Genomic DNA, 21,885 nt, shown 5'->3' with positions numbered 1-21,885 from the left:
TTGCCGTCGATGACGTGAGCGCAGGCGCAGCCGGAGCGAGGGTGAGGGGGTGGTGCCGGAGGAGCCTCATCCGGAGACACCCCCTCACCCTCGCCCTGCGGGCTCGCTGCCGACCCCGCAAGAGGTCGACAGCCCTCTCCCCGCCCGCGGGGAGAGGAGAGACCCGCGCCATTCCGGTCACCGGACGGTTCCCCGGACAGCATTGCCGCAGCGGGGGGAGGGCGAGGATCGCGGTGGGACCGTTACCCGCAACGTCAGCGGACGTAGCCCACCCTCACCCCCGCCGCTCGCGGCGCACGGCGGAGGGCGGCTTGCCGGTCCAGCGCTTGAACGCGACGATGAACGCGCTCGGGTCGCGGTAGCCGAGGCGCCAGGCGATCTGGGAGATCGGCATCGTCGTGTCGCGGACGTAGCGCAGGGCGAGGTCGGCGCGGATCTGTTCGAGGATCGACCGGAAGCTGATCCCCTCCTCGGCCAGCCGCCGGCCGAGGGTGCGGGTGCTCATGCCCAGCGCGCTGGCGACGCTCGTCACGTCGGCGTGGCCGTGGGCGAGCAGCGGCGTCAGCGCGTTGGCGACCCGCGACGCGAGGGCGCCCGACGACGACACGCCGTGGCCGAGCAGGTCCTCGTGGAAGCGGGTGAGGAAGTCGTTGAGGTACGGGTCCGCCGTCATCAGCGGCAGCGCGCAGACCTGGTCGTCGAAGGCGAGGCTGTCGCGCTCGGCCCGGAACACCGGCTCGCGGCGCAGATACGCCGTCATCCCGGCGCTGTCGCCGAGATGCTCGTGCAGGAACGCGACCCGGGCCGGAATCAGCTCCAGGGTGGTGAACTGGCGGGCCTGCCGCAGCAGGTACGCGACCCAGAACGCGATCTCCTGGTTGCTGCGGTGGCGCTCGACGCCCTCGAGCGCGAAGTCGAGCGCGACGAGGCCGGGCGCGCGCTCGAGGGTGCAGACGAGGCCGCGGTTGACCGTCGGCAGGTAGCGCGCCTGCTTGGCCAGGGCCTCGCCGAGATCGGCGCACGAGGCGACGAGGTAGTGGAACGGCCCGAACTCGCGGCCGTCGGCGGCCAGCGCGAGATGCAGGCCGAGCAGGTCGTCGCCGAGCGCCTGGGCGGCGAGGTCGAGGAAGCCCGCCTGCTGCGCCGCCGGGACGAGGTCGGGATGCTCGATCGCCGCCGGCGACAGCCCGGCCTGCCGCAGCAGCGCGCGCGCCGGCAGTCCCGCATCGGCGAGCCGGCGGGCGGCGAGGCGGGTCAGGGTGCCGTCCGTCATCGGCGGCGCGGCCGCGGGGGCGTCGACAAGGATCATCGGCCTCGCCCAGGAAGGATTCCGGTCGGTCGCGGGGCCGCTCAACGCGGCCGGGGGGCGTCTCCCCGGGGAGGCGCCGCGTCGACCCCCGCCTCGGCCGCGCGGCGGTAGAGGGCGGCGGCCCGCGCCGGGTCGCCCTTCAGCCGGCTGGCGAACCGGGTCGCCAGGATCGCGGGATCGTAGGTCTGGGCGAGGCGGAAGGCGGCGCGGCCGTCGCCGGATTCCGCCGCGCGCTCCAGCAGCAGGCGCGCTCCGGCGATGTCGGTGCGCGCCAGCAGCGCCTCGGCCCGGCCGAGGAGCCGGTCGAGATCCTCGGCCGCGGCCGGACCGGCCGCCCGGGGCGGGGCGGGGGCCGGTGCGGGCTCCGTGGCCTCGACATGCGCCGTCGCCGGAGCCGGCAGCGGCCAGAGGGCGGGATCGAAGGCCGCGACCCCGGCGGGGCGGGCCTCCGGCCGCGACCGCAGCGCCGCCTCCAGCCCGTCGCGCTCCCGGCGCGCCGCATCGCGGTCCCGCAGGGCGGCGTCCCGGTCGCCGGCGGCGGCATCCCGGTCCCGGATCGCTGAATCGCGTTCCGCCACGAGGGCGTCGCGGGCCGCCGCCCAGGCGGAGCGGCCGGTCTCGGCGTCGCTCTCGCGGGCGGCGAGGCGCTGCACGGCCTGCGCGGCCCGGGACTCGGCCTCCGCGAGGCCGCGCCTGAGATCCTCCGCCTGCGCCCGGGCGGCGGCGAGGTCGAGAGCGTCCCGGCGCCGGGTCTCCGCGTCCCGCTGCCGGGTCTCGTCGGCGCGGCGTGGGGCCTCCTCGGCCGCGGCGACGCGCGCCGCCAGGGCGTCGGCCCGCGCGGACGCCGCCGCCGCGTCGGCGGACAGCCGCTCGGCCCGCTCGCGCTCCGCGGTCAGGGCCGCCTGCTGCTCCGCCCCCCACGACGCCGCCGGGCAGGTCCCGGCCGCGGTTCCGGCGGGCTCGTCCGGCAGCGCGGCCGGCGGCTGGAGTTCCGGCAGCGCCGGGCCGATCCGGTCGAGGACGGCCCGCCATTCCGGCGTGCCGTCCGCCGGCGAGGCGCAGGCGGGCGCCGCGAGGGCGGCGCCGAGCCCGAAGGCGAGACCCGCCAGCCGGCCGCGCGCCGGCCGCGAGAGGGCCGCTGCCGCGGCGGCCACGTCCCGGCGTCGAACCGTGGCGTTCCGTGCGCCCATGGCGGTCCTCCCTGTGCTCGTGATGGCGGGAAGCCTAGCGTGACCGCCGGAGGCCGGGCACCCGGCCACAGCGCCTACCCCCTCCGGGTCACTCCGCCGGGCGCGGACCCCGTCCGCCGGCCCGCTCGCCTCCCCCTGACGCGCCCTGCCGGGTTTTTGGCGCCGATTGCCGATCATCCGTTTGGATGAGCCCCACCCTCGCCCCATTCCGACACGAGGTTGCGGCCAAGATTGAGAGCCCAGACCTGGACAGTCGATCCCGGCTCTCGATTCAATGATCCTGGTGGCGACCGCCGCCGGAATGACAGTCTTCATCGATGACGGACCCGATGTATCGTGGCGTTTGCGCGTCGAGGCGCGAGAAGAAATCTTGTGATGATCGTGCCAGACGGCGTGCCGCGCCGATGAAAACTGGGACAGCGAGCTCGTTTCCCATCCGCTGCGCGGATCGTTCCGCGCCGGTCGGGCTCCCGAGAAAGGAGGTGCCGGTGCGACCCGCCTGAATTCCCGCCCGCTCCCGGTCCCCCGGACCCGATTTCCGCTCCTGGCGGAGACGGTTCGCGCCGCCGCGCGCCCGAGGCCCCCATCCCGGCGACCGCCGGCCGGGCCCGCGTCTCCCGCCCCATTCCCCATCGCGATCCCGGATTCCCGGTCCTCCCGCCGGGATCGCGGCCCTGTGAGGATTCTTCATGGCCATCGACCCGACCAATCTCGCCGGCACCGCCACCCTGACCTTCGCGGACGAGTTCAACGGCAGCTCGCTCGACAAGGGGAAGTGGGGAACCGGCTATTCCTGGGGGGCCGCCAACGGCAGCACCAATTCCGGGACCGGCGAGATCCAGTGGTACATCAACGACGACTACGCGCCGACCGCCGGCCTCGGCACCTACACGGTCGGGAACGGCGTCCTCGACATCAAGGAGGCGCCGGCCAGCGCGGCGACGCAGGCGCTCGTCAACGGCCACCGGTTCACCTCGGGGATGATCAACTCGGCCGAGTCGTTCACCCAGACCTACGGCTACTTCGAGATGCGGGCCGACATCCCGAGCGGGCCCGGGATGTGGCCGGCCTTCTGGCTGCTGCCCGAGCGCGGCGCGTGGCCGCCGGAGCTCGACGTGATGGAGGTGGTCACCTCCTCGCCCGACACGCTCATCACCACGCTGCATTCCGGCAGCGGCGATTCCGGCATGACGCAGGGCCACACCAACCTGTCCGGCCTGTCGAGCGGCGGCATGCACACCTACGGCGTCGACTGGCAGCCCGACACCGTCACCTGGTACCTCGACGGGCGCGAGGTGTTCCAGGCCGCGACCCCGGCCGACATGCACCAGCCGATGTACATGCTGGCCAACCTCGCGGCCGGCGGCCCGTGGGCCGGGCAGCCGGACGGCAGCACCAACCACATGCTGATCGACTACATCCGGGCCTACTCCGAAAAGCCTGCCGGGGGCGGATCGGCCGGCAACGGGGCGACGCCGCCCGCCACCGTGCCCGATCCGGCGCCCACGGCGCCCGCGACCGGCGGCGAGGCCACGCCCGTCCCGGCGCCCGGTCCCTACGTCGACCTGCCCTGGACGGCCGATCCGGTCGCGACCCTCACCGGCGGATCCGACGGCGACTACCTCCGAGGGGGTGACGCGGCCGACCTCCTCGTCGGCGGCACCGGCGCCGACACGATGCGCGGCGGCGCCGGCGACGACACCTACATGGTCACCCAAGCCGGCGACGACGTGCGGGAGGGCTGGGCCAGCGGCACCGACCTCGTCCGCACTACCCTGGCGGAGTACACCCTGCCGAAGAACGTCGAGAACCTGCAGCTCAACGGCAGCGGGCCGCAGACCGGGATCGGCAACGACGGCGACAACTACCTGCTCGCCTCGCCCGACAACGCTGCGCGGCTCATCGGCGGCGACGGCGACGACACCCTGGTGACGAAGTCCGGGCAGGCAACCCTGACCGGCGGCAGCGGCACCGACACGTTCCGGTTCGACGAGGTGCCGGCCACGGCCGCCCGGGTGACCGATTTCGAGGTCGGCCGCGACCTCCTCGACGTGCGCAACCTGCTCCTCGGAACCGGCTACCACGGCAGCGATCCGCTGGCGGACGGCGTCGTCGCCTTGAGCCGGACGGCGGAGGGCGACACCCTGCTGTCGTTCGACGCCGACGGCAGCGGCGGAGCGGCGGCGCAGCGCATCGCCACCCTCGACAACGTGCTGCCGTCCCAGATCGCGGCCGGCAGCCTCGTCTTCGCCTGATCCGGCCGGCGACGCGTCATACGATTTCCGATCGATCGCTTCGCGATGCGGAAATCGGCTTCGCTCAAGCGCCGCGCAGGCTGATGATACGATTTGCGGAACGAATCGTCCGAAAATCGTATCAGCCGTCGCTCCGACCCGCCCCAAAGCGATCGGTGCGACGGTACGAATGGTAACTGCGGGATTAATCCTTCGGAGTGGATTGTCGGGATTGGCCGCAAATGTTGCTCTCTCGGCGTGTCGAAAGACATGCCAGGGCGAGCGGCGCTCCGGGACAAGACCGATTCCAGGCAACACAGCGTGATCATCACTGACCGGGCGCGTGCGACGCCCCGGTGAGGCCGATCGCTCCTGCCCGGACGCGGCGCCCCATCCCCCTGGCCGGCCCACGAACCAGGAGGAAGCGGGATGGACGCGCAGCCGGCAGCGGAGGCCCTGACGGGCCGGGTGGAGACCTCGGACGCGATCCGCCGGGCGCCCGCCCCGGCGCTCGCCGGAGACCGGCGGGCGGCGGCCCGGCGGGTCAAGCGCGCCGTCGACGTCGTCGGCGCCCTCGTCCTCCTCGCGCTCCTCTGGCCGCTCTTCGTCGCGGTCGCCGTCCTGGTGTCCCTCGACGGCGGCCCGGTCTTCTACGGCCACCGCCGGGTCGGCCGGGGCGGGCGGGCGTTCGACTGCCTCAAGTTCCGCACGATGATCCCCGGCGCCGCCGAGTGCCTGCGGGAATACCTGTCGTACCACCCCGCCGCGAGCGTCGAGTGGCACGCCAGCCAGAAGCTCGCCCGCGACCCCCGGGTGACGCCGGTCGGCGCCTTCCTGCGCCGCTCCAGCCTCGACGAGCTGCCCCAGCTCGTGAACGTCCTGCGCGGCGAGATGAGCCTCGTCGGCCCGCGCCCGGTCACCCGCTCCGAGATGGAGCATTACGGGCCGGTGGCCGCCCTCTACGCCAGCGTGCCGCCGGGCATGACCGGCCTGTGGCAGGTCAGCGGCCGCAGCGACGTCGGCTACGCCGCGCGCGTCGCCCTCGACCAGCAATACGTCGAGCGCTGGAGCCTGCTGCACGACCTCGCGATCCTGCTGGTGACGCCCCGGGTCGTCCTGCAGCGCTCCGGCGCGCGCTAGGGGAGGGGAGGATGCCGGCTCCCGCCCGCCCGACCGTCAGCGTGCTGATGTCCACCTATGCCCGCGAGACCGCCGCCCACCTGGAGGCGTCGCTGGCGAGCCTGTGGGCCCAGACCCTGCCGCCCGACCAGGTCGTCCTCGTGGTCGACGGCCCGGTCGGCGCCGATCAGGAGACCGTCCTCGCCCGCTACGGCGCGTTGCCGCCGGGGCCGGTCCTGACCCTGGTCCGCCTGCCGCGGAACCGCGGCCTCGCCGAGGCGCTGAATGCCGGGCTCGTCCACTGCACCGGCGCCTTCGTCGCCCGGATGGACAGCGACGACCTCTGCCTGCCCGACCGGATCGAGCTGCAGTCGCACGTCGCGGTGCAGGACCCCTCCCTCGACCTGATCTGCTCGTGGAACGACGAGTTCGTCGAGGAGGACGGCCCGGCCCGGCTGAAGGTCGCGCCGGTGACGCACGAGGCGCTGGTCCAGGCGCTCAAGTGGCGCAACGTCATCCAGCACTCCACCGTCTTCGTGCGCGCCGCGACCCTGCGGGCGGTCGGCGGCTACCGGGCGACCTACGGCCTGCTGGAGGATTACGACCTGTTCGTGCGCCTCGCCCTCGCGGGCGCCCGGTTCCGGGTGATCCCGAAGGTGCTGGTGCGCATCCGCACCAGCCTCGACCAGCGCCGCCGCCGCGGCGGCTGGCGCTACTGCCGCGACGAGATCCGGTTCCGCCGCCACCTCCTGCGGACCGGTTTCCTCAGCGCGGGCGAATTCGTCGTCGTCACCGCGCTCTACGCGGCGTTCCGCCTCGTCTCCGGCCGGACCCGCGAGCGGCTCTACGCCTTCGCCCGAACCTGACCGGCCGGCGCCTCTCCCTCCTCACCCCGGCACAAGGATGCCTCCCGGTGGACGACCTCACCTCCCGCCGCCTTCCCCTGACGGAGCGGCTCGCCTCGCCCTGGCCGGCGACCCTGCGCGTGGTCGAGCCGCCCTCGGTCCCGGCGCTGATCCGGCGCTCCATGATGGGGTTCTTCGTCGTCCTGTGCCTCGCCGCCCTCGCCTGGCCGCTGCTGCCGCGGCGCTACGAGGCCGCCGGCAGCGTCGTCCTGCGCCCGACCGACCGCGAGGGCCAGTTCGACGCGGTGCAGTCGATGCGCCAGCCGATGGACGACAACGCGATTCAGTCCGAGGTCGACATGATGGCGGCGACCGGCATCGTCGACGCGGTGATGGCCCGTCACGCCGTGGCGGCCGACCCGGAATTCGCCACCCCGCCGCTCCTGGCGCGGATCAAGGCGTGGCTGCGGCCGGGCTCGGAGCCGGCCCGGCTGAGCGAGGCCGACCTGCGCCGGGTGCTGCGCGCCCACATCGTCGCCGCCCGCGACCGGCGCTCCTACACCGTGCGGGTCGGGTTCTGGTCGTCGGATCCGGTCAAGGCGCACGAGGTCGCCCGCAGCCTGCTCGCGGCCTACCTGGAGGATCAGGTCGCCCGCAAGCGCCGCTCGGCCGAGATGCTGTTTCGCTGGCTCGAACAACGGGTCGACCTCCTGCGCGAGAAGCAGGAGGCGAGCGCCAAGGCGGTCAACGACTTCGTCACCAGTTCCGGCCTGATCGACCGCGGCGCCCAGATCTCGCTCGAGGCCCAGCTCTCGACCCTGAGCCAGGAGGCGGCCATCGCCCGCGCCCGGGCGATCGAGGTCACCACCCGCGCCTCGACGCTGGCCACGCTCCAGAAGTCCGGCGGCCTCGACGGGGCGCCGGAGGTACTCGCCTCGGCGACGATCCAGGCGCTCAAGCAGAGCCTCACCACCGCGCTCGGCCGCACCGTGGTGATGTCGCCCGAGCACCGCACCATCGCGGACGGGATCGCGAGCGAGTCCGACCGCATCGTGCGCAGCGTCGACGCCGAGGCGCGCAACTGGATCCGGCGCGAGGCGGCGCTCCAGGAGCAGATCAAGTCGATCCGCGCCTCGCTCATCCTGCGCCAGCAGGCCACGATGACCCTGGAGCGCCTGCAGCAGGAGGCCGCCAACGACCGGGCGGTGCTCGCCGACGCCCTGACCCGGATGAAGGGGCAGACCGCCAACGACGGTGCGCTGCGCGCCGACGTCGAGGTGGTGTCCGAGCCCGAACTGCCCGACCGTGCCGCCTTCCCGAGCCTGCCGCTCTACGCCCTCGGCAGCCTGTTCGCCGCCGGCCTCGCCGGGGCGCTGATGAACGGGCGGGTGATCCTCGCCCGCCTGCGCCGCCTCCTCCACCAGCCCTGACCCGCAACTCCCGCCGCGCGGGCCACGGCCCCGCGGCGCGACCGACGGAGGATTGAAGGGGTCATGACCCTCACCCGCATGGATTCCCGCCGGGTCGCCCCGGGACGGGCCGCCTGCACCGCCCTGATGGTGGTGCGCAACGAGGCCCTGCGCCTGCCCCACGTGCTGGCCCACCACCGGGCGCTCGGGGTCGACCGCTTCCTCGTCGTCGACAACGCCTCGGCCGACGGCAGCCTCGACTACCTGCTGGCGCAGCCCGACTGCCACGTCTTCCGCACCGCCGACAGTTTTCGCGAGGCGAGCTTCGGCATGGACTGGATCAACTGGCTCGCCGGGCTGTGCGCCCCGGGAAGCTGGTGCCTGTTCGTCGACGCCGACGAACTGCTCACCTATCCCCACGCCGAGAGCCTGACGCTGCCGCAACTCTGCGCCTTCCTCGACCGGACCGGCAGCGAGGGGGTGCCGGCGATGATGCTCGACATGTACAATCCCGGGCCGATCCGGGCGGCGCATTACCGCGCCGGCACGCCGTTTCTCGACACCTGCCCGCATTTCGACACCGACTACCGGGTGCAGCCGGCCCTGCGCACCGGGCGCCAGCCGGAGATCGTCGGCGGCCCGCGGCTGCGGCTGTTCTACCCCGAGCTGCACGGGGTCGGCCGCCTCGGCATCGCGGCCCGGCGCGCCCTGCGGGCGCTGCGCCTGCACCCGGTCGGCGCCGCCCTCGGCCTGTCGCACCTGCGCTGGGGCGCCGGCCTGCCGCCGGAACTGCGCAAGGTGCCGCTGCTGAAGGTCCGGCCCGGCCTGCGCTGGATCGGCAACCACGCCGCGACGCCGTTCGTGCCCGCGCCGCTGACCGCGGCGCTGCTGCACTTCAAGTTCTTCTCCGATTTCCACGCCCGGGCGGTGCAGGAGGCGGCCCGCGGCCAGCACTGGGACGGCAGCGCCGAATACGCCCGCTACGCCGCGATCATCGAGGCGCGGCCGGACGCGACGTTCTTCCATGCCGGCAGCGAGACCTTCCGCTCCTCGGCGCAGCTCGTCGCCCTCGGGCTGATGCGCGACGACACCGCGTCGGTCCGCGACGGCGCGGTGCAGACGGACGGGCCGCTCGCCTCCCTCTCGGGGAAGGCCGGCTGATGGCGGACCCCGCCGCCCTCGACCTGCCGCGCTCGGCCGCCCTGCGCGGCCTGCGCCGCCGCCCCGGCCTCGGCTGGCTCGGGCATCCCTCCGCCTACGCGGTCGGGGTCTGCGTCGTCAGCCTGCTCAGCATGGCGACGACCCTCGTCGTGCCCCATCTCCTCGACCCGGCGGCGTTCGGCGCGTTCGCGCTCCTCGGCACGGTGCTGCAATACGCGGCCAGGGCCGATCTCGGCCTGTCGCAGCTCGCCGACCGCGACCTCGCGAGCCGGCCCGACGCGCCCGCCGGGCGCGGCGACGAACTCCTGCGCGCCTCCTGGGCCCTCGGGCTGATCGCGCTGGCGGTGCTGGTCCCGGCCGCGATGGCCGCCGCCTGGGCGAGCGGGCGCTTCGCCCCCCTCGACGCCGCGCTCGCGGTGGCCGGCGGCGTGCTCGGCATGGTCGCGCACGCCCCGACCATGCTCTACCGCGCGGCGGCCCAGCACTGGGAGTTCACGACGCTGGCCCTGCTCCAGCAGGCCGGCCTCACCGCGCCGCGCCTCGCCGGCCTCGTCCTCGGCGGCGTCACCGGCTGCTTTGCCGCCCTGGTGCTGTGGTCGGGCGGGCTCGCGCTGCTGTTCGGGCGCCCGCGCCACGCCCTGATGCCGCGGCCCCGCGCGCTTGCCGCGATGGTGCGGGCGGGGCTGCCGCTGTTCGTCTTCAACGCCCTGTGGCTCGTCTACATGACCGCCAACCGCTGGGTGTCGGCCGCGCTCTCGAACCCTGAGCAGCTCGGCCTGTTCGCCTTCGGGGCCAACCTCGCGATGGTCGGCCTCGCCCTCGTCGGCGCCATCGCGCAGGTGCGCTACCCGCGCCTGCTCGCCGCCCTCGCGCGGGCGCCCCGGCACGGGCCGGGCTCGCCCTTGGCGACGATCGAGCGCGAGGCGGCGCGCACCGGCCTCGTGCTCGCCGCCATCGCGGTGGCGGCGGTCTTCCTCGCCGGGCCGGCGATCCGGTGGATCTTCCCCGCCTATGCCGGCGCCACGGGAGCGACGGTCGGCCTCGCCCTGTCCTGCGTCCCCCTCGGGGTCGTCGCCTGGATCGTCCCGATGGCGATGGTGCTGACCGACGACCCCCTCGCCGAGGCGGCGCGGGTGCTCGGCCCTTCCCTCGCGATCCTCGTCGGGGCGATCGCGCTCGCCGATGCGGGCGCGGGCATCACCGGCCAGGGCTTCGCCTGCGCGGGGGCCGGCCTCGTTCTGCTGGCGCGCCTCGCCGCGATGCTGCGCCGGGCCGGCATCCTGTCGCGCCGCGGCGCCCGCCGGCTCGTCGCGCTCCAGGCCGGCCTGCTCGCCGGGCTGGCGCTCGCGGCGGCCCTGTGGCTGCCGGGCTCCCCCGCCTTCCCCGCCCACGACCAGACGCGAGTCCAGCCATGATCCGCCGCACCCTCCTCGCTCTGGCCGTGCTGCTGGCCGCCGAACCCGCCCGGGCCGAGTACCGCCTCGGCACCGGCGACGTGGTCGAGGTCGCGGTGTTCGGCATGCAGGACTTCCGCCGCCGGGTCACCGTCGACATCGACGGCACCGTGCCGCTGCCGTTCCTCGGCGAGGCGCGGGCCGCCGGCCTCACCCTCGCGGCCCTGCGCGAGGCGGTGACCCGCGGGCTGGAGGCCAACGGCACCGTGCGCGGCCCGGTCGTCACCGTCGAGCTGATCGAGCACCGCCCGTTCTACATCGCCGGCGACGTCGCCCGGCCCGGTGCCCTGGCCTACCGCGCCGGCATGACCGTGCGCCACGCGGTGGCGGTGGCCGGCGGCTACGACGCCCTGCGGTTCCGGGCCGAGAACCCGCTCCTCGCCGCGCCCGAACTGCAGAGCCAGTACGATTCGCACTGGATCGAGCTGGTGCGCCGGCAGGCCCGGTCGATCAGCCTCCAGGCCGAGATCGACGGCCGCGACACGATCGACCTCGCGGTGCTCCGGCAGGCGCCAGTGCCGGGCCGGATCGTCGAGGAGATCGCCGCCCTCGAATCCCGCGACCTCGCGGTGCGGACCGCCGATTTCCGCCGCGAGCGCCAGTCGATCGAGCAGGTCGCGGGCCAGATCCGGGCCAGCATCGCGTCGCTGGACAAGGCCCTGCGCGACAGCGAGACGGCGATCGAGCAGCAGAACCTCGCCACCGAGCGCAACACCGGCAACGCCGCCCGCGGCATCACTCCGACCTACCGCCTCGACGAGGACCGGCGCGCGCTGGCGATGTTGCGCACCCAGCAGGTCGACGCCACCGCCCGCCTCGCCCAGGCCCGGCGCGACCTCACCGAGACCGAGCGCCGGCTGGAGCGCACGATCGGCGAGCGCCAGTCGCGCCTCGTCCAGAGCCTCCAGGCGGTCCTGGTCGAGCTGGAGCGCGAGCGCTCGCAGGTCCGCTCCGCCGGCGAGCGGCTGCTCTATACCGGCGCCCTCAAGGCGCAGATGCGCGGCGCCGGCCGCGGGCCCGACATCGTGATCCACCGCCGGAGCGCCGACGGCACCGAGCGGATCGCGGCCGAGGAGGGCACGCCGATCCAGCCCGACGACGTGATCGAGGTCGTCATCCGGCCCGACCAGCTCGTCGTGTCCTCCGGCGGCGGCGCCACCGCCGCCGCCCTGGTGCGCTGAGCGGCGCGATGCGGATCCCGCTCCCGGCGCCGCTCGCCGCCTCCGCCCTCGTGCCGGTCGCCGTCGCGGCGGCCTGGGCGGCGGCGCTCGCCCTCGGCGAGGGCCTCGGGCCGGCGGTCTACCTGCTGCCGCTCGCGGTCGCGGGCCTGCTCGCCGCCGGTCTCCTGGCCGGCGGGATGGCCCTGGCCCGGCCCTGGGCCCTGACCGCGATGCTGGTCGTCGTGGTCGCCGGGCTCACCGTCGCGTTCAGCCAGCGCGAGGAGGGCGAGGTCGGGCTGACGCCGCAGAACGGGATCAAGCTCGTCGTCTGGCTCGTCCTGGCCGGCGTGGCGCTGCTCCAGGCCCGCCGCATCGCCCCGGCCTTCCGCGACCCCCTCGTCGCCCTGGCGGGGATGCATGTCGGGATCGCGCTCGCCTCGACCCTGTGGTCGCTGGTGCCGCCCTACACGGCGATCAACGCGCTGGGGCTCGTCGGCTATCTCGGCTTCGCCTGCCTGCTGGCGGCGCGGCTGCCGGAGCGCACCGTGTTCCGGGTGATGGCCGGGGGTCTGCTCGCGCTCATCGGCGGCGGCCTCGTCGCCGGGGCGCTGCTGCCGGACACGGCGTGGCTGCCGCCCTCGCACGGCGAGCCGAGCTGGCGCTTCCAGGGCCTGTCGGGCCAGCCCAACGTCTGTGCCCAGCAGGCCGGCTACCTGCTGACGCTCGCCGCCGCCGGGCGCCGGCTCGGCCATCTCGGCCGGCCGCTCTTCGTCGCCGCCGTCGCGGTCGGGCTCGCCGCGATCGTGCTGTCGAACAGCCGCACCACCCTGCTCGCCTGCCTGCTGGCCTGGGGCGTGATCGCCCTGCGCGAGCGCGGCGGGCTCGCCGCCGCGGCCCTGCTGCTGCTGCCGGGCGTCGTCCTGGCGCTGCTCGCCGTCGCCACCGGGCAGATGGCCAACATCGAGGCGATGCTCGGCGGCGTCACCCGCAGCGGCTCGTCGAGCGAGTTGCTGACGCTGACCGGCCGGACCGAGATCTGGTCGGTCGTCGCCGACCTCATCGCCGAGCGCCCGCTGTTCGGCTGGGGCTACAACGGCACCGAGCAGCTCATCAGCGACAGCGTGCCGACGCAGTTCTACGGCAGCCACGTCAACGCCCACAACATGAGCCTCCAGCTCGTGCTCACCCTCGGGGTGCTGGGGGCGCTGCCGGGGCTCGGCTTCGTCCTCGGGCTGCTGCTGCGGATGGCGGTGGCGCCCGATGCCGCCCGCGATCAGGCGGTGCTGTTCATGGTCGTGTCGGGCCTCAGCGAGGCGCCGATCTTCATCATGCCGGCGCTGCAGAACCTCGTGATCTTCTACCTCATGGCGCGGGACGCCTCCGCCGCCGTCGAGGACGTCGCGCCCGCCCGCACCCCACCCCGGATGCCCGAAGGAGGCCGCGCATGACGCCCGTTCGACCGCTCGCCGCCTCCCGCCGCGGCGCCCTCGGCCTCCTCGCCGCCGCGCCCCTCACCGTTCTGGCCTCCCGCTCGCCCCGGGCCGCCCCGCCGCCGGGCTGGCACCTCGCCTTCGACGAGCCGTTCGACCGCCTCGACCTCGGCGGGCGCTGGGAGCCGCACTACCCGGAGGGCTGGCGCACCAATGCCGGCAACCGGGAACTCGAATACTACGTCGATCCGCGGCCGGGTCAGGATCCCGAGGTCTTGCGGCCGCTGCACCCGTTCCACCTCGGCGACGGAGTGCTGCGCATCCGCGCGAACCCGGTGCCGGAGGCGATGCAGCGGGCGACCCTCGGGCTCCCCTACGCCTCCGGCCTGCTCACCACCTACCGCAGCTTCGCCTTCCGCTACGGCTACGCCGAGATGCGCGCCCGGGTACCCCGCGGCCGCGGGCTGTGGCCGGCCTTCTGGCTGCTCGCCCGGGCCGGCGGCTGGCCGCCGGAGATCGACGTGATGGAGGTCTACGGCGACCGCCTCACCACCCTCGACCTCACGCTCCATACCGGTGCGGACGGGGGCCACCGGCAGCGCAAGCGCCAGCACCCGGTGCCCGACCTGTCGGGGGACTTCCACACCTACGCGGTGACCTGGACGCGCGAGACGGTCGCCTGGGCGTTCGACGGCGAGACGGTGTTCAGCGAGCCGACCCCCGCCGACCTGCACCAGCCGATGTTCCTCCTCGTCAACCTCGCGGTCGGCGGGACGTGGACCGGCGCCCCGGACGCCGCGACGGCGTTTCCGGCCGATTTCGCGATCGACCGCATCCGGGTCTTCACCCCGGAGCCGACGGGGACGGGAGGGATCGGTGAGTGAGGCCCGCCACCGCGACCCGGAGGCGATCCGGGCGGCGCTGCTGCCGACCCGCTACCTCCCGGCCCTCGACGGCCTGCGGGCGGTGGCGGTGGTGCTGGTGATCGCCTCGCACGCCGCCCCGGCCCACCTCGTCCCGGGCGGCTTCGGCGTCACCCTGTTCTTCTTCCTCAGCGGCTACCTGCTCACCGGGCAGATGGTGGCCGAGCAGGCCCGCACCGGCGGCATCGCGTTCGGCGGCTTCTACCTGCGCCGGGTGCTGCGGCTGATGCCGGCGGCCCTCGCCTTCCTCCTCGTCGCCGGTCTCGCCTTCGCCGCCTGGGGCGGCACGATCACGCCGGCCGGCTGGCTCTCCGCGCTGTTCTACGGCGCCAACCTCTACGAGGTCTTCTCCGGCTACGCCTCCGACCTGCCGGTCGCCGGGGCCTCGGGCGCGATGGTGCCGCACCCGTTCGCGATCCTGTGGTCGCTCGCCATCGAGGAGCAGTTCTACCTCGTCTGGCCGGTGCTGCTGCTGGGGCTGCTGCGCCGGGGCGGCTGGCGGGGCGCCGCCTGGGGACTCGCCGGCGCCTGCCTCGCCGCCCTGGTCTGGCGCGCGTGCCTCTACCGCCTGTGCCTTCAGGGGGCGCCGGGGGCGGTCTGCGGGGTCGAGTGGTACAACCGCCTCTACGCCGGCACCGACACCCGCCTCGATTCCCTCGCCTTCGGGGCGCTCGCCGCCGTTCTGGTGGTGCGCGGCGATCCCCGCCGGCTCGCGGCCCTCGTCGGGGCGAGGGGGGTGCAGGCGGCGGCCTGGCTCGTCCTCGCCGGGTCGCTGGCCTGGCGCGACCCGTACTTCCGCGAGGTCGTCCGCTACACGGTGCAGGGCCTCGCCCTCGCGGTGGTGCTGGCGCCGCTCGTCGCCCGCCCCGGCCCCGGCCGGCGCCTGCTGGAGAGCGGCCCGATGCTGTTCCTCGGGCGGATCAGCTACTCGCTCTATCTCTGGCACTGGTTCGCCGCGATGCTGGCGAGCCATCTGGTGCCCCCGCGCGGCCCCGGCTTCGTCGCGCTCTACCTCGCGCTCACCGCCGCCCTGTCCCTGGCGAGCTGGTACGGCATCGAGCGTCCGATGATCGCCCTGCGGCGCCGGGCCGGCTCGCACGCCCGTGCCGCAGGACCGTCGGAGGGGCCGGCTCCCCGGGCCGGGGCCCGGGCGGGGTCGGCGGCGTGATGGAGGGATGGTGAGCCTTGCCGCGCGAACCCTCCCCCCGCAGCGGGGGAGGGTTCAGGGCGCCGCTCCCCTCACTCCTTCACCGCCCCGGTCATCGCCGACACGTAGTGCTCGACGAAGAACGAGTACAGGATCACCAGCGGCAGCGAGCCGACCAGGGCGCCGGCCATCAGCGAGCCCCAGCGGTAGATGTCGCCGTCGACGAACTCGCTCACCACCGCCACCGGCACGGTCTTGTTCTGGGTCGAGGACAGGAACGTCAGCGCGTAGATGAACTCGTTCCAGCACAGCGTGAACGAGAAGATGCCGGCCGAGATCAGCCCCGGCACCGCCAGCGGCAGGATGATCTTGACCAGGATCTGCCAGCGGGTGGCGCCGTCGATCAGCGCGCATTCCTCCAGCTCGTAGGGAATGGTCTTGAAGTACCCCATCAGCAGCCAGGTCGAGAACGGGATCAGGATGGTCGGGTAGACCAGGATCAGCGCCATCGGCGAGTCGTACAGCCCGTAGGCCTGGATGATGGTGGCGAGGGGGATGAACAGGATCGAGGGCGGCACGAGGTAGGCCATGAAGATCGCCACGCCCACCAGCGCCGAGCCCTTGTAGCGGATCCGCACGATCGCGTAGGCGGCGAGCACGCTGGCGAACAGCGACAGCGCGGTCGCGGCGACCGAGACCAGCATCGTGTTCCACAGCCACAGCGGGTAGCGGGTCTCGAACAGCAGCTTGCCGATGTGCTTGAACGTCGGAGCCACGACCCAGAACGGGTTGTAGTTCTCCATGTCGATGAGCTGCTCGTCCGGTTTGATCGCTGTCAGCGCCATCCAGTAGAACGGGAACAGCAGCACCACCAGGATGACGACGAGCGGCAGGTAGACCGTCAGCACGCGCCGCGGCAGCGTGTCGAGATAGGCCATGCCCTCGTTGTGGTCGGCGGTCGTGGCGTCGGCCATGGCTTCCTCTCCGGGATCGGCACGCGGAACTGTCGGTTCGGGGCGGTGCGGCGAGGCCGCCGCACCGGGGCGGGGGCGTTTCTCAGCCCGACTGCCACTTGCGGTTCTGGAGGCCGAACCACGAGATGCCGATGGCGAGGATCAGGAACGGCACCATGGCGGTGGCGATGGCCGCGCCCTCGCCGAGGTTCCCCGACAGGATGCCCCGCTGGTAGGACAGGGTCGCCATCAGGTGCGTCGAGTTCACCGGGCCGCCGCGGGTCATCGCCCAGATGAGCTGGAAGTCGGTGAAGGTGAACAGCACCGAGAAGGTCATCACCACGGCGATGATCGGGGTGAGCAGCGGCAGGGTGATGTGGCGGAAGTTCTGCCACGGCGTCGCGCCGTCGATGCTCGCCGCCTCGTAGAGCGAGGGCGACACGGTCTGGAGGCCGGCCAGCAGCGTGATTGCGATGAACGGCACCCCGCGCCAGATGTTGGCGAAGGTGACGCAGATCCGCGCCATGGTCGGGTCGCCGAGGAAGTCGATGTTGGTGCTGATCAGGCCGAGGCGGCGCAGCGACCACGAGATGATCGAGAACTGGCTGTCGAAGATCCACCAGAAGGCCAGAGCCGACAGCACGGTCGGCACCACCCAGGGGATCAGCACGATCGAGCGGATCAGCGCCTTGCACGGCAGCCGCTTGTTGAGCAGCAGCGCGAGGTAGAGCCCGATGCCGAACTTCGCGATCGAGGCGATCACCGTGTAGAGCAGGGTGTTGAACACCGAGAGCCAGAAGACGCTGTCATCCCACAGCCACTCGTAGTTCTCGAGCCCGACGAAGGAGCCGCCGCGGCCGATCCGGGTGTCGGTCACCGACAGCCAGATGCCCTTGCCGAGCGGGTAGGCGAGGAACAGCAGCAGGATCGCGGCCGCCGGCAGCATGAACCAGAAGCCGAGCCAGCCGCGGCTCGACCGGAAACGGGCCCAGGCGGAGCCGGATTCCGGCGTCGCCGCGGCGGGGCGGGCAAGGGCGATGTCGGCCACGGGGAGCCTCCTGGGGATGGGTGTCGTGTCGGTCGCCGACCGCCCCCGGGGCGGGGCGAGACAGCCGAGCGGTGCCGGATGCGGCACGGGTCTCTCCTCTCCCCGCGGGCGGGGAGAGGGCTTCATCGACCCTGTTGTCGATGAAGCGAGCGCAGGCGCAGCCGGAGCGAGGGTGAGGGGGTGCTTCCGGACGAGGCTCTTCCGGCCTCGCCCCTTCACCTTCGGCTGCTGCCTCGCTGTGGACCCGACAAGGGGGTGGGATCGTTCCGATCCCCAGCAGCCCTCTCCCCGCAAGCGGGGCGAGGAGATCATGCGCGACCGGAGGCGGGACTTCTTCCCTCTCGGGAGCGGGGAGCGCCCCGCCCCGTCAGGCCGAGCGGAAGATCCGCTGCGCCTGTCGCTCGGCCGTCTTGATCGCGCCCTTCTGGTCCTCGCGGCCGGTGCAGTAGCTCGCGAACATGTCGACGACCACGAAGTCGGCGAGCACGGCCGCGACCTTCTCGCTCACCGGCGCGAGGCCGCCGGCGGCGAGCGTCCGGGTCGAGGCCTCGCCGAACACCTTGTTCTTCGGGTCGGCGGTCCAGATCGGGTTGTTGGAATAGGCCTGGAGCGGATGGCAGAGGTAGCCCTGCGCCGCTTCGAGCCAGGCATTGTAGTTCTGGGCCTCCAGCGCGAAGGCCATGAACGCCTTACAGGCGTTCGGCGCCTTGGTGTAGGTGTAGGCCAGGATCGGGAAGGCGAGCTGGAACTCGGTCGGCTTGCCGGACTTGCCGACCGGGTAGGCGGCGTGGTCCATGTCCGCCGCGATGTCCTTCCTGTCGTTCTTGGCCGCGGCGTAGATCGAGATGCCGTTGTTGGTCAGGTAGAGGTCGCCCGACAGGAACGCCTTGTTGTTCGAGGAGTCGTTCCATGACACCGTGCCGGGCACGAAGGTCTCGTACAGCGCCTTGACGTAGTCGAGCGCCTTGGCGGTCTCCGGCGAGTTGATGATGATCTTCTCGTTGGCGTCGACGAGGTAGGCGCCGTGCGACCACAGCGCCCAGTGGATCCACGAATTGGCATCGCCGGTGGCGTGGCCCAGCGCGAAGCCGGCCGGCGTGTTGTTCTTCTTCATCGCCCTGCACAGTTCCAGGAAGCCCTCGTGGTCCTCCGGGAACTTGGTGAAGCCGGCCTTGTTCATGGCCGAGATGCGATAGTTGAGATAGCCGCCGTTGAACGCCATCGGGATGGCGATCCACTCGCCCTTGACCTTGCCGTAGGCCTCGGCCGCCGGCAGCCAGCCGCCGTACTTCTTGCCGAGATAGTCGGCGACGTCGCCGACCTTGAGGCACTTCGACGGGAACAGGGCCGGGAACGAGTACAGGCCCCACACCATGTCCGGGCCCTGCCCGGTATTGGCGGCGACCGAGGCCTTGGGCTGGATGTCGTCGAAGGACTCGCTCGTCACCGAGACCGGCACGCCGGTCGCCTTGGTGAAGGCGTCGACGAGGCGCATGAACGCCTCGTCCTCGGACGGGATGAAGCGCTTCCAGCGCAAGAGCTTGAGCGAGGCGCCCTGTTCGGGCTTCCACTGGTTCTCCTGCGCCCAGGCGCGGGCGAACCCGTCGAGGCCGGCGGCGGAGGCGAGGCCGAGGGCCGCGCCGCCCTTGAGCAGCGTGCGGCGGTCGAGGGTCGTCATGGGGCGTCTCTCCCTTTTGGGCGTGGGGTCGTGTCCTCGGGCGCTGGGGGCGTCTCGCGGCCCTCTCGCGCGGGCGGCCCCCAAAGCGGGGGCCGTGCGAACGTCAGTTCAGCCGCCGGCCGCTCTCGGCGTCGAACAGGTGGACGAGGCTCGGATCGGCGCTGATGCCGATGCGCTCGCCCGGGCCGGCGGTGATCCGCTCGCGGAACACGCAGGCCATGTCGCGGCCGGTCTCCTTGGTGATGTCCTGGTGCGCGCCCTGGCCGGGCGGGCGCACCAGCACCATCGTCTCGGAGCCGGTCGGCTCGACCACCGCGACCTCGACCGGCACGCCGGTCGCCGAGAGCTGCACGTGCTCGGGCCGCAGGCCGTAGACCGCCGGCATCCCGTCCGCCGGGCGGGCGCCGCGGCTCGGCAGCGGCAGGGTCAGGCCGCCGTCGGTGCGGAACGACTCGCCCGCGACCTTGCCCTTGAGGAAGTTCATCGCCGGCGAGCCGATGAAGCCGGCGACGAACAGGTTGTCGGGCCGGTCGTAGAGGTCGAGCGGCGCGCCGACCTGCTCGACCACGCCGTCATGCATCACCACGATCTTGTCGGCCATGGTCATGGCCTCGATCTGGTCGTGGGTGACGTAGACGGTGGTGGTGCGCAGGCGCTGGTGCAGTTCCTTGATCTCGGCCCGCATCGCCACGCGCAGCTTGGCGTCGAGGTTGGACAGCGGCTCGTCGAACAGGAACACCTGCGGGTCGCGCACGATGGCCCGCCCCATGGCGACGCGCTGGCGCTGGCCGCCGGAGAGCTGGCGCGGGTAGCGGTCGAGGAGCTTTTCCAGACCCAGGATCGCCGCCGCGCGGCCGACGCGCGAGTCGACCTCGTCCTTCGGTGCCTTCCTCAGCTTGAGCGAGAACGCCATGTTGTCGCGCACGCTCATGTGCGGATAGAGCGCGTAGTTCTGGAACACCATGGCGATGTCGCGCTCCTTGGGCGGCACCGCGTTGACGACCTTCGATCCGATCCGGATCTCGCCCGCCGTGATGTTCTCGAGCCCGGCGATCATCCGCAGCAGGGTCGACTTCCCGCAGCCCGACGGGCCGACCAGGATCACGAACTCCCCGTCCTGGATGTCGATCGACACGCCGTGCAGGATCGGCACGGTGCCGAACGACTTGCGCACGTTCCTGATCTCGAGTCCGGCCATCGCTGCTTCTCCCTCAGGCGCTGCGGGGGCAGGACGGGGTGGCAGCGCTGCCACTCCCGGCTGGCGGATGCACGGACGGGTTGCGCCGATGGCACATGAAATATCCTCCCGGGTGTTCTGCCGGGGCGGCCGGTTCGGCTTGCCGCCTCTCGTCTTGGGCGCCATCATCCGTCGGGACGCGCGGGAGATCAAGCACCCGCGGTCTGCGCCCATCGTCGGATGGCGCGATCCTGGGGAGATGCGTGTTGAAGTCCACCGAACTGCTGCTGCTGCGCCCGATGATGCCGCTGGTGACCGACACCCTGGACCGGCTGTTCACCCTGCACCGCGGCGACCTCGCGCAGGACAAGGACCGGGTCCTGGCCGAGCTGGGACCGCGCATCCGCGGCATGGCGGTCAGCCACGTCCAGGTCGACGGCGCGCTGCTCGACCGGCTGCCGAACCTCGAGATCGTGGCGAATTTCGGCGTCGGCTACGACACGATCGACGCCGCCGAGTGCGGCCGGCGCGGCGTGACGGTGACCAACACCCCCGACGTCCTCACCGACGAGGTCGCCGACCTCGCCCTCGGCCTGCTGCTCGCCACCCTGCGGCAGATCCCGCAATCCGACCGCTACCTGCGCCAGGGCCGCTGGCTGGACAAGCCGTTCCCGCTCACCGGGACCCTGCGCGGGCGCAAGGTCGGCATCCTCGGCCTCGGCCGGATCGGCCGGGCGGTGGCCCACCGCCTCGTCGCCTTCGGCGCGCCGGTCGCCTATCACGGCCGCCGGCGCCAGGACGACGTGCCCTACGAGTACCACCCGACGCTGCTCGGGCTGGCCAAGGCCGTCGACGTGCTGATCGTCGTCGCGCCGGGTGGGCCGGAGACGCGGAACATCGTCGACCGCGAGGTGCTGGCGGCGCTCGGCCCCGAGGGCGTGCTGGTCAACGTCGCCCGCGGCACCCTGGTCGACGAGGACGCGCTCGCGGCGGCGCTCGCCGACGGCACGATCCAGAGCGCGGGCCTCGACGTGTTCGCCGACGAGCCGCGGGTGCCCCAGGCCCTGATCGCGCAGGAGCACACCGTGCTGCTGCCCCATGTCGGCTCGGCCTCGACCCACACCCGCAACGCCATGGGCCAGCTCGTCATCGACAACCTGGTGTCGTGGTTCTCCGGCAAGGGGCCGGTGACGCCGGTCGCCGAGACGCCTCACCCCCGTCCCTGAACCGTCGACGAGAACCCGACCATGCCCGCCCGCCGTCTCGTCCCGCTGATCGGCCTGCTCCTGTGGACCGCCTCCGCGCCGGCGCAGGAGGCGGGTCCGCCGCGCGACGCGGCGACGGCGGCCGGCGCCTGGGACCTCGCGCTCGCCGGCAGCTACCGGCGCTGCGTCGTCATGCTGGCGCCGGAGGAGGCCGGCGGCAGCCGCATCCTGCGCTTCCCGGCCGGGTGCCGGCGCGCCTTGCCGATCCTCAACGGCCTCGCCGGCTGGCGCTACGAGGACGGGGCGATCCAGTTCGTCGACCACGAGGGCAAGCCGGCGCTGGAATTCCCGGTGCCCGACACGCCCGGCGCCCTCGCCGGGCAGTCGGCGGCCGGGGAGCGCTACGCGCTGGCGGCCCTCGGCCGCGGCCCGGGCGAGGGCGC

General features: G+C 73.2%; 18 protein-coding genes. 12 read left to right on the top strand and 6 right to left on the bottom strand.

Annotated elements, in window-relative coordinates:
- Window positions 1–274: 274 nt before the first annotated feature.
- Together EOE48_RS17960 and EOE48_RS17955 are read right to left on the bottom strand one after the other, a co-directional pair.
- Window positions 275–1,309 (bottom strand): AraC family transcriptional regulator, encoded by a 1,035-nt coding sequence (locus tag EOE48_RS17960; protein ID WP_127731641.1) that lies wholly within the window; start codon window positions 1,307–1,309, stop codon window positions 275–277.
- A gap of 41 nt (window positions 1,310–1,350) precedes the next feature.
- Window positions 1,351–2,499: a coiled-coil domain-containing protein gene (locus tag EOE48_RS17955; RefSeq protein ID WP_127731639.1), complete on the bottom strand. Its 1,149-nt coding sequence runs from the start codon at window positions 2,497–2,499 to the stop codon at window positions 1,351–1,353.
- A 689-nt stretch (window positions 2,500–3,188) separates the two neighbouring features.
- Here EOE48_RS17955 and EOE48_RS17950 point away from each other — a divergent pair.
- The 10 genes from EOE48_RS17950 (at window position 3,189) to EOE48_RS17905 (ending at window position 15,402) form a co-directional block, all read left to right on the top strand.
- Window positions 3,189–4,754, top strand: a complete 1,566-nt coding sequence (locus tag EOE48_RS17950) for a family 16 glycosylhydrolase (protein WP_127731637.1) — start codon at window positions 3,189–3,191, stop codon at window positions 4,752–4,754.
- A gap of 408 nt (window positions 4,755–5,162) precedes the next feature.
- On the top strand, window positions 5,163–5,873 hold the full coding sequence (locus tag EOE48_RS17945) for a sugar transferase (RefSeq protein WP_127731635.1): 711 nt from the start codon (window positions 5,163–5,165) through the stop codon (window positions 5,871–5,873).
- Between the two features lie 11 nt (window positions 5,874–5,884).
- On the top strand, window positions 5,885–6,718 hold the full coding sequence (locus EOE48_RS17940; RefSeq protein WP_127731633.1) for a glycosyltransferase: 834 nt from the start codon (window positions 5,885–5,887) through the stop codon (window positions 6,716–6,718).
- A 47-nt stretch (window positions 6,719–6,765) separates the two neighbouring features.
- The gene (locus tag EOE48_RS17935; protein ID WP_127731631.1) at window positions 6,766–8,127 is read left to right on the top strand and encodes a GumC family protein; all 1,362 of its coding nucleotides are present in this window, start codon (window positions 6,766–6,768) and stop codon (window positions 8,125–8,127) included.
- Window positions 8,128–8,190: 63 nt separating this feature from the next.
- On the top strand, window positions 8,191–9,267 hold the full coding sequence (locus tag EOE48_RS17930; RefSeq protein WP_127731629.1) for a glycosyltransferase family 2 protein: 1,077 nt from the start codon (window positions 8,191–8,193) through the stop codon (window positions 9,265–9,267).
- Window positions 9,267–10,682, top strand: coding sequence for a lipopolysaccharide biosynthesis protein (locus EOE48_RS17925; RefSeq protein ID WP_127731627.1), 1,416 nt, complete (start codon window positions 9,267–9,269; stop codon window positions 10,680–10,682). The genes EOE48_RS17930 and EOE48_RS17925 overlap by 1 nt, the downstream gene beginning before the upstream one ends.
- Window positions 10,679–11,902 carry a polysaccharide biosynthesis/export family protein gene (locus EOE48_RS17920; protein ID WP_127731625.1) on the top strand — a complete coding sequence of 408 codons (1,224 nt, stop codon included), beginning with the start codon at window positions 10,679–10,681 and terminating at the stop codon, window positions 11,900–11,902. The genes EOE48_RS17925 and EOE48_RS17920 overlap by 4 nt, the downstream gene beginning before the upstream one ends.
- 8 nt (window positions 11,903–11,910) lie before the next feature.
- Window positions 11,911–13,329, top strand: a complete 1,419-nt coding sequence (locus tag EOE48_RS17915; RefSeq protein WP_127731623.1) for an O-antigen ligase family protein — start codon at window positions 11,911–11,913, stop codon at window positions 13,327–13,329.
- Window positions 13,326–14,195, top strand: a complete 870-nt coding sequence (locus tag EOE48_RS17910; RefSeq protein ID WP_127731621.1) for a glycoside hydrolase family 16 protein — start codon at window positions 13,326–13,328, stop codon at window positions 14,193–14,195. The genes EOE48_RS17915 and EOE48_RS17910 overlap by 4 nt, the downstream gene beginning before the upstream one ends.
- A complete protein-coding gene (locus EOE48_RS17905) occupies window positions 14,188–15,402 on the top strand; it encodes an acyltransferase family protein (RefSeq protein ID WP_187371455.1) in 1,215 nt (404 codons plus the stop codon). The genes EOE48_RS17910 and EOE48_RS17905 overlap by 8 nt, the downstream gene beginning before the upstream one ends.
- A gap of 71 nt (window positions 15,403–15,473) precedes the next feature.
- Here the strand turns inward: EOE48_RS17905 and EOE48_RS17900 are convergent, their stop codons facing one another.
- From EOE48_RS17900 to EOE48_RS17885, 4 genes are all read right to left on the bottom strand, one after another.
- On the bottom strand, window positions 15,474–16,355 hold the full coding sequence (locus EOE48_RS17900) for a carbohydrate ABC transporter permease (RefSeq protein ID WP_127731617.1): 882 nt from the start codon (window positions 16,353–16,355) through the stop codon (window positions 15,474–15,476).
- 82 nt (window positions 16,356–16,437) lie between these two features.
- Window positions 16,438–17,382 carry a carbohydrate ABC transporter permease gene (locus tag EOE48_RS17895; RefSeq protein WP_246154574.1) on the bottom strand — a complete coding sequence of 315 codons (945 nt, stop codon included), beginning with the start codon at window positions 17,380–17,382 and terminating at the stop codon, window positions 16,438–16,440.
- Window positions 17,383–17,749: 367 nt separating this feature from the next.
- Complete coding sequence (locus EOE48_RS17890) at window positions 17,750–19,060, bottom strand: ABC transporter substrate-binding protein (protein WP_127731613.1); 1,311 nt, start codon at window positions 19,058–19,060, stop codon at window positions 17,750–17,752.
- Between the two features lie 103 nt (window positions 19,061–19,163).
- Window positions 19,164–20,258: an ABC transporter ATP-binding protein gene (locus EOE48_RS17885; RefSeq protein WP_127731611.1), complete on the bottom strand. Its 1,095-nt coding sequence runs from the start codon at window positions 20,256–20,258 to the stop codon at window positions 19,164–19,166.
- Window positions 20,259–20,503: 245 nt separating this feature from the next.
- Between EOE48_RS17885 and EOE48_RS17880 the strand changes: the two genes are divergently transcribed.
- Both EOE48_RS17880 and EOE48_RS17875 read left to right on the top strand, forming a co-directional pair.
- Window positions 20,504–21,463 carry a 2-hydroxyacid dehydrogenase gene (locus tag EOE48_RS17880; protein ID WP_187371454.1) on the top strand — a complete coding sequence of 320 codons (960 nt, stop codon included), beginning with the start codon at window positions 20,504–20,506 and terminating at the stop codon, window positions 21,461–21,463.
- Window positions 21,464–21,484: 21 nt separating this feature from the next.
- Window positions 21,485–21,885 (top strand): AprI/Inh family metalloprotease inhibitor (locus tag EOE48_RS17875; protein WP_187371453.1); only part of this gene is annotated, 401 nt, incomplete at its 3' end.

The sequence above is a fragment of the Methylobacterium oryzihabitans genome, assembly GCF_004004555.2.
GTDB classification, from domain to species: Bacteria; Pseudomonadota; Alphaproteobacteria; order Rhizobiales; family Beijerinckiaceae; genus Methylobacterium; species Methylobacterium oryzihabitans.
The sequence above is the reverse complement of the archived record's forward strand: the minus strand, read 5'-3'. Positions and strand labels throughout refer to the sequence as shown.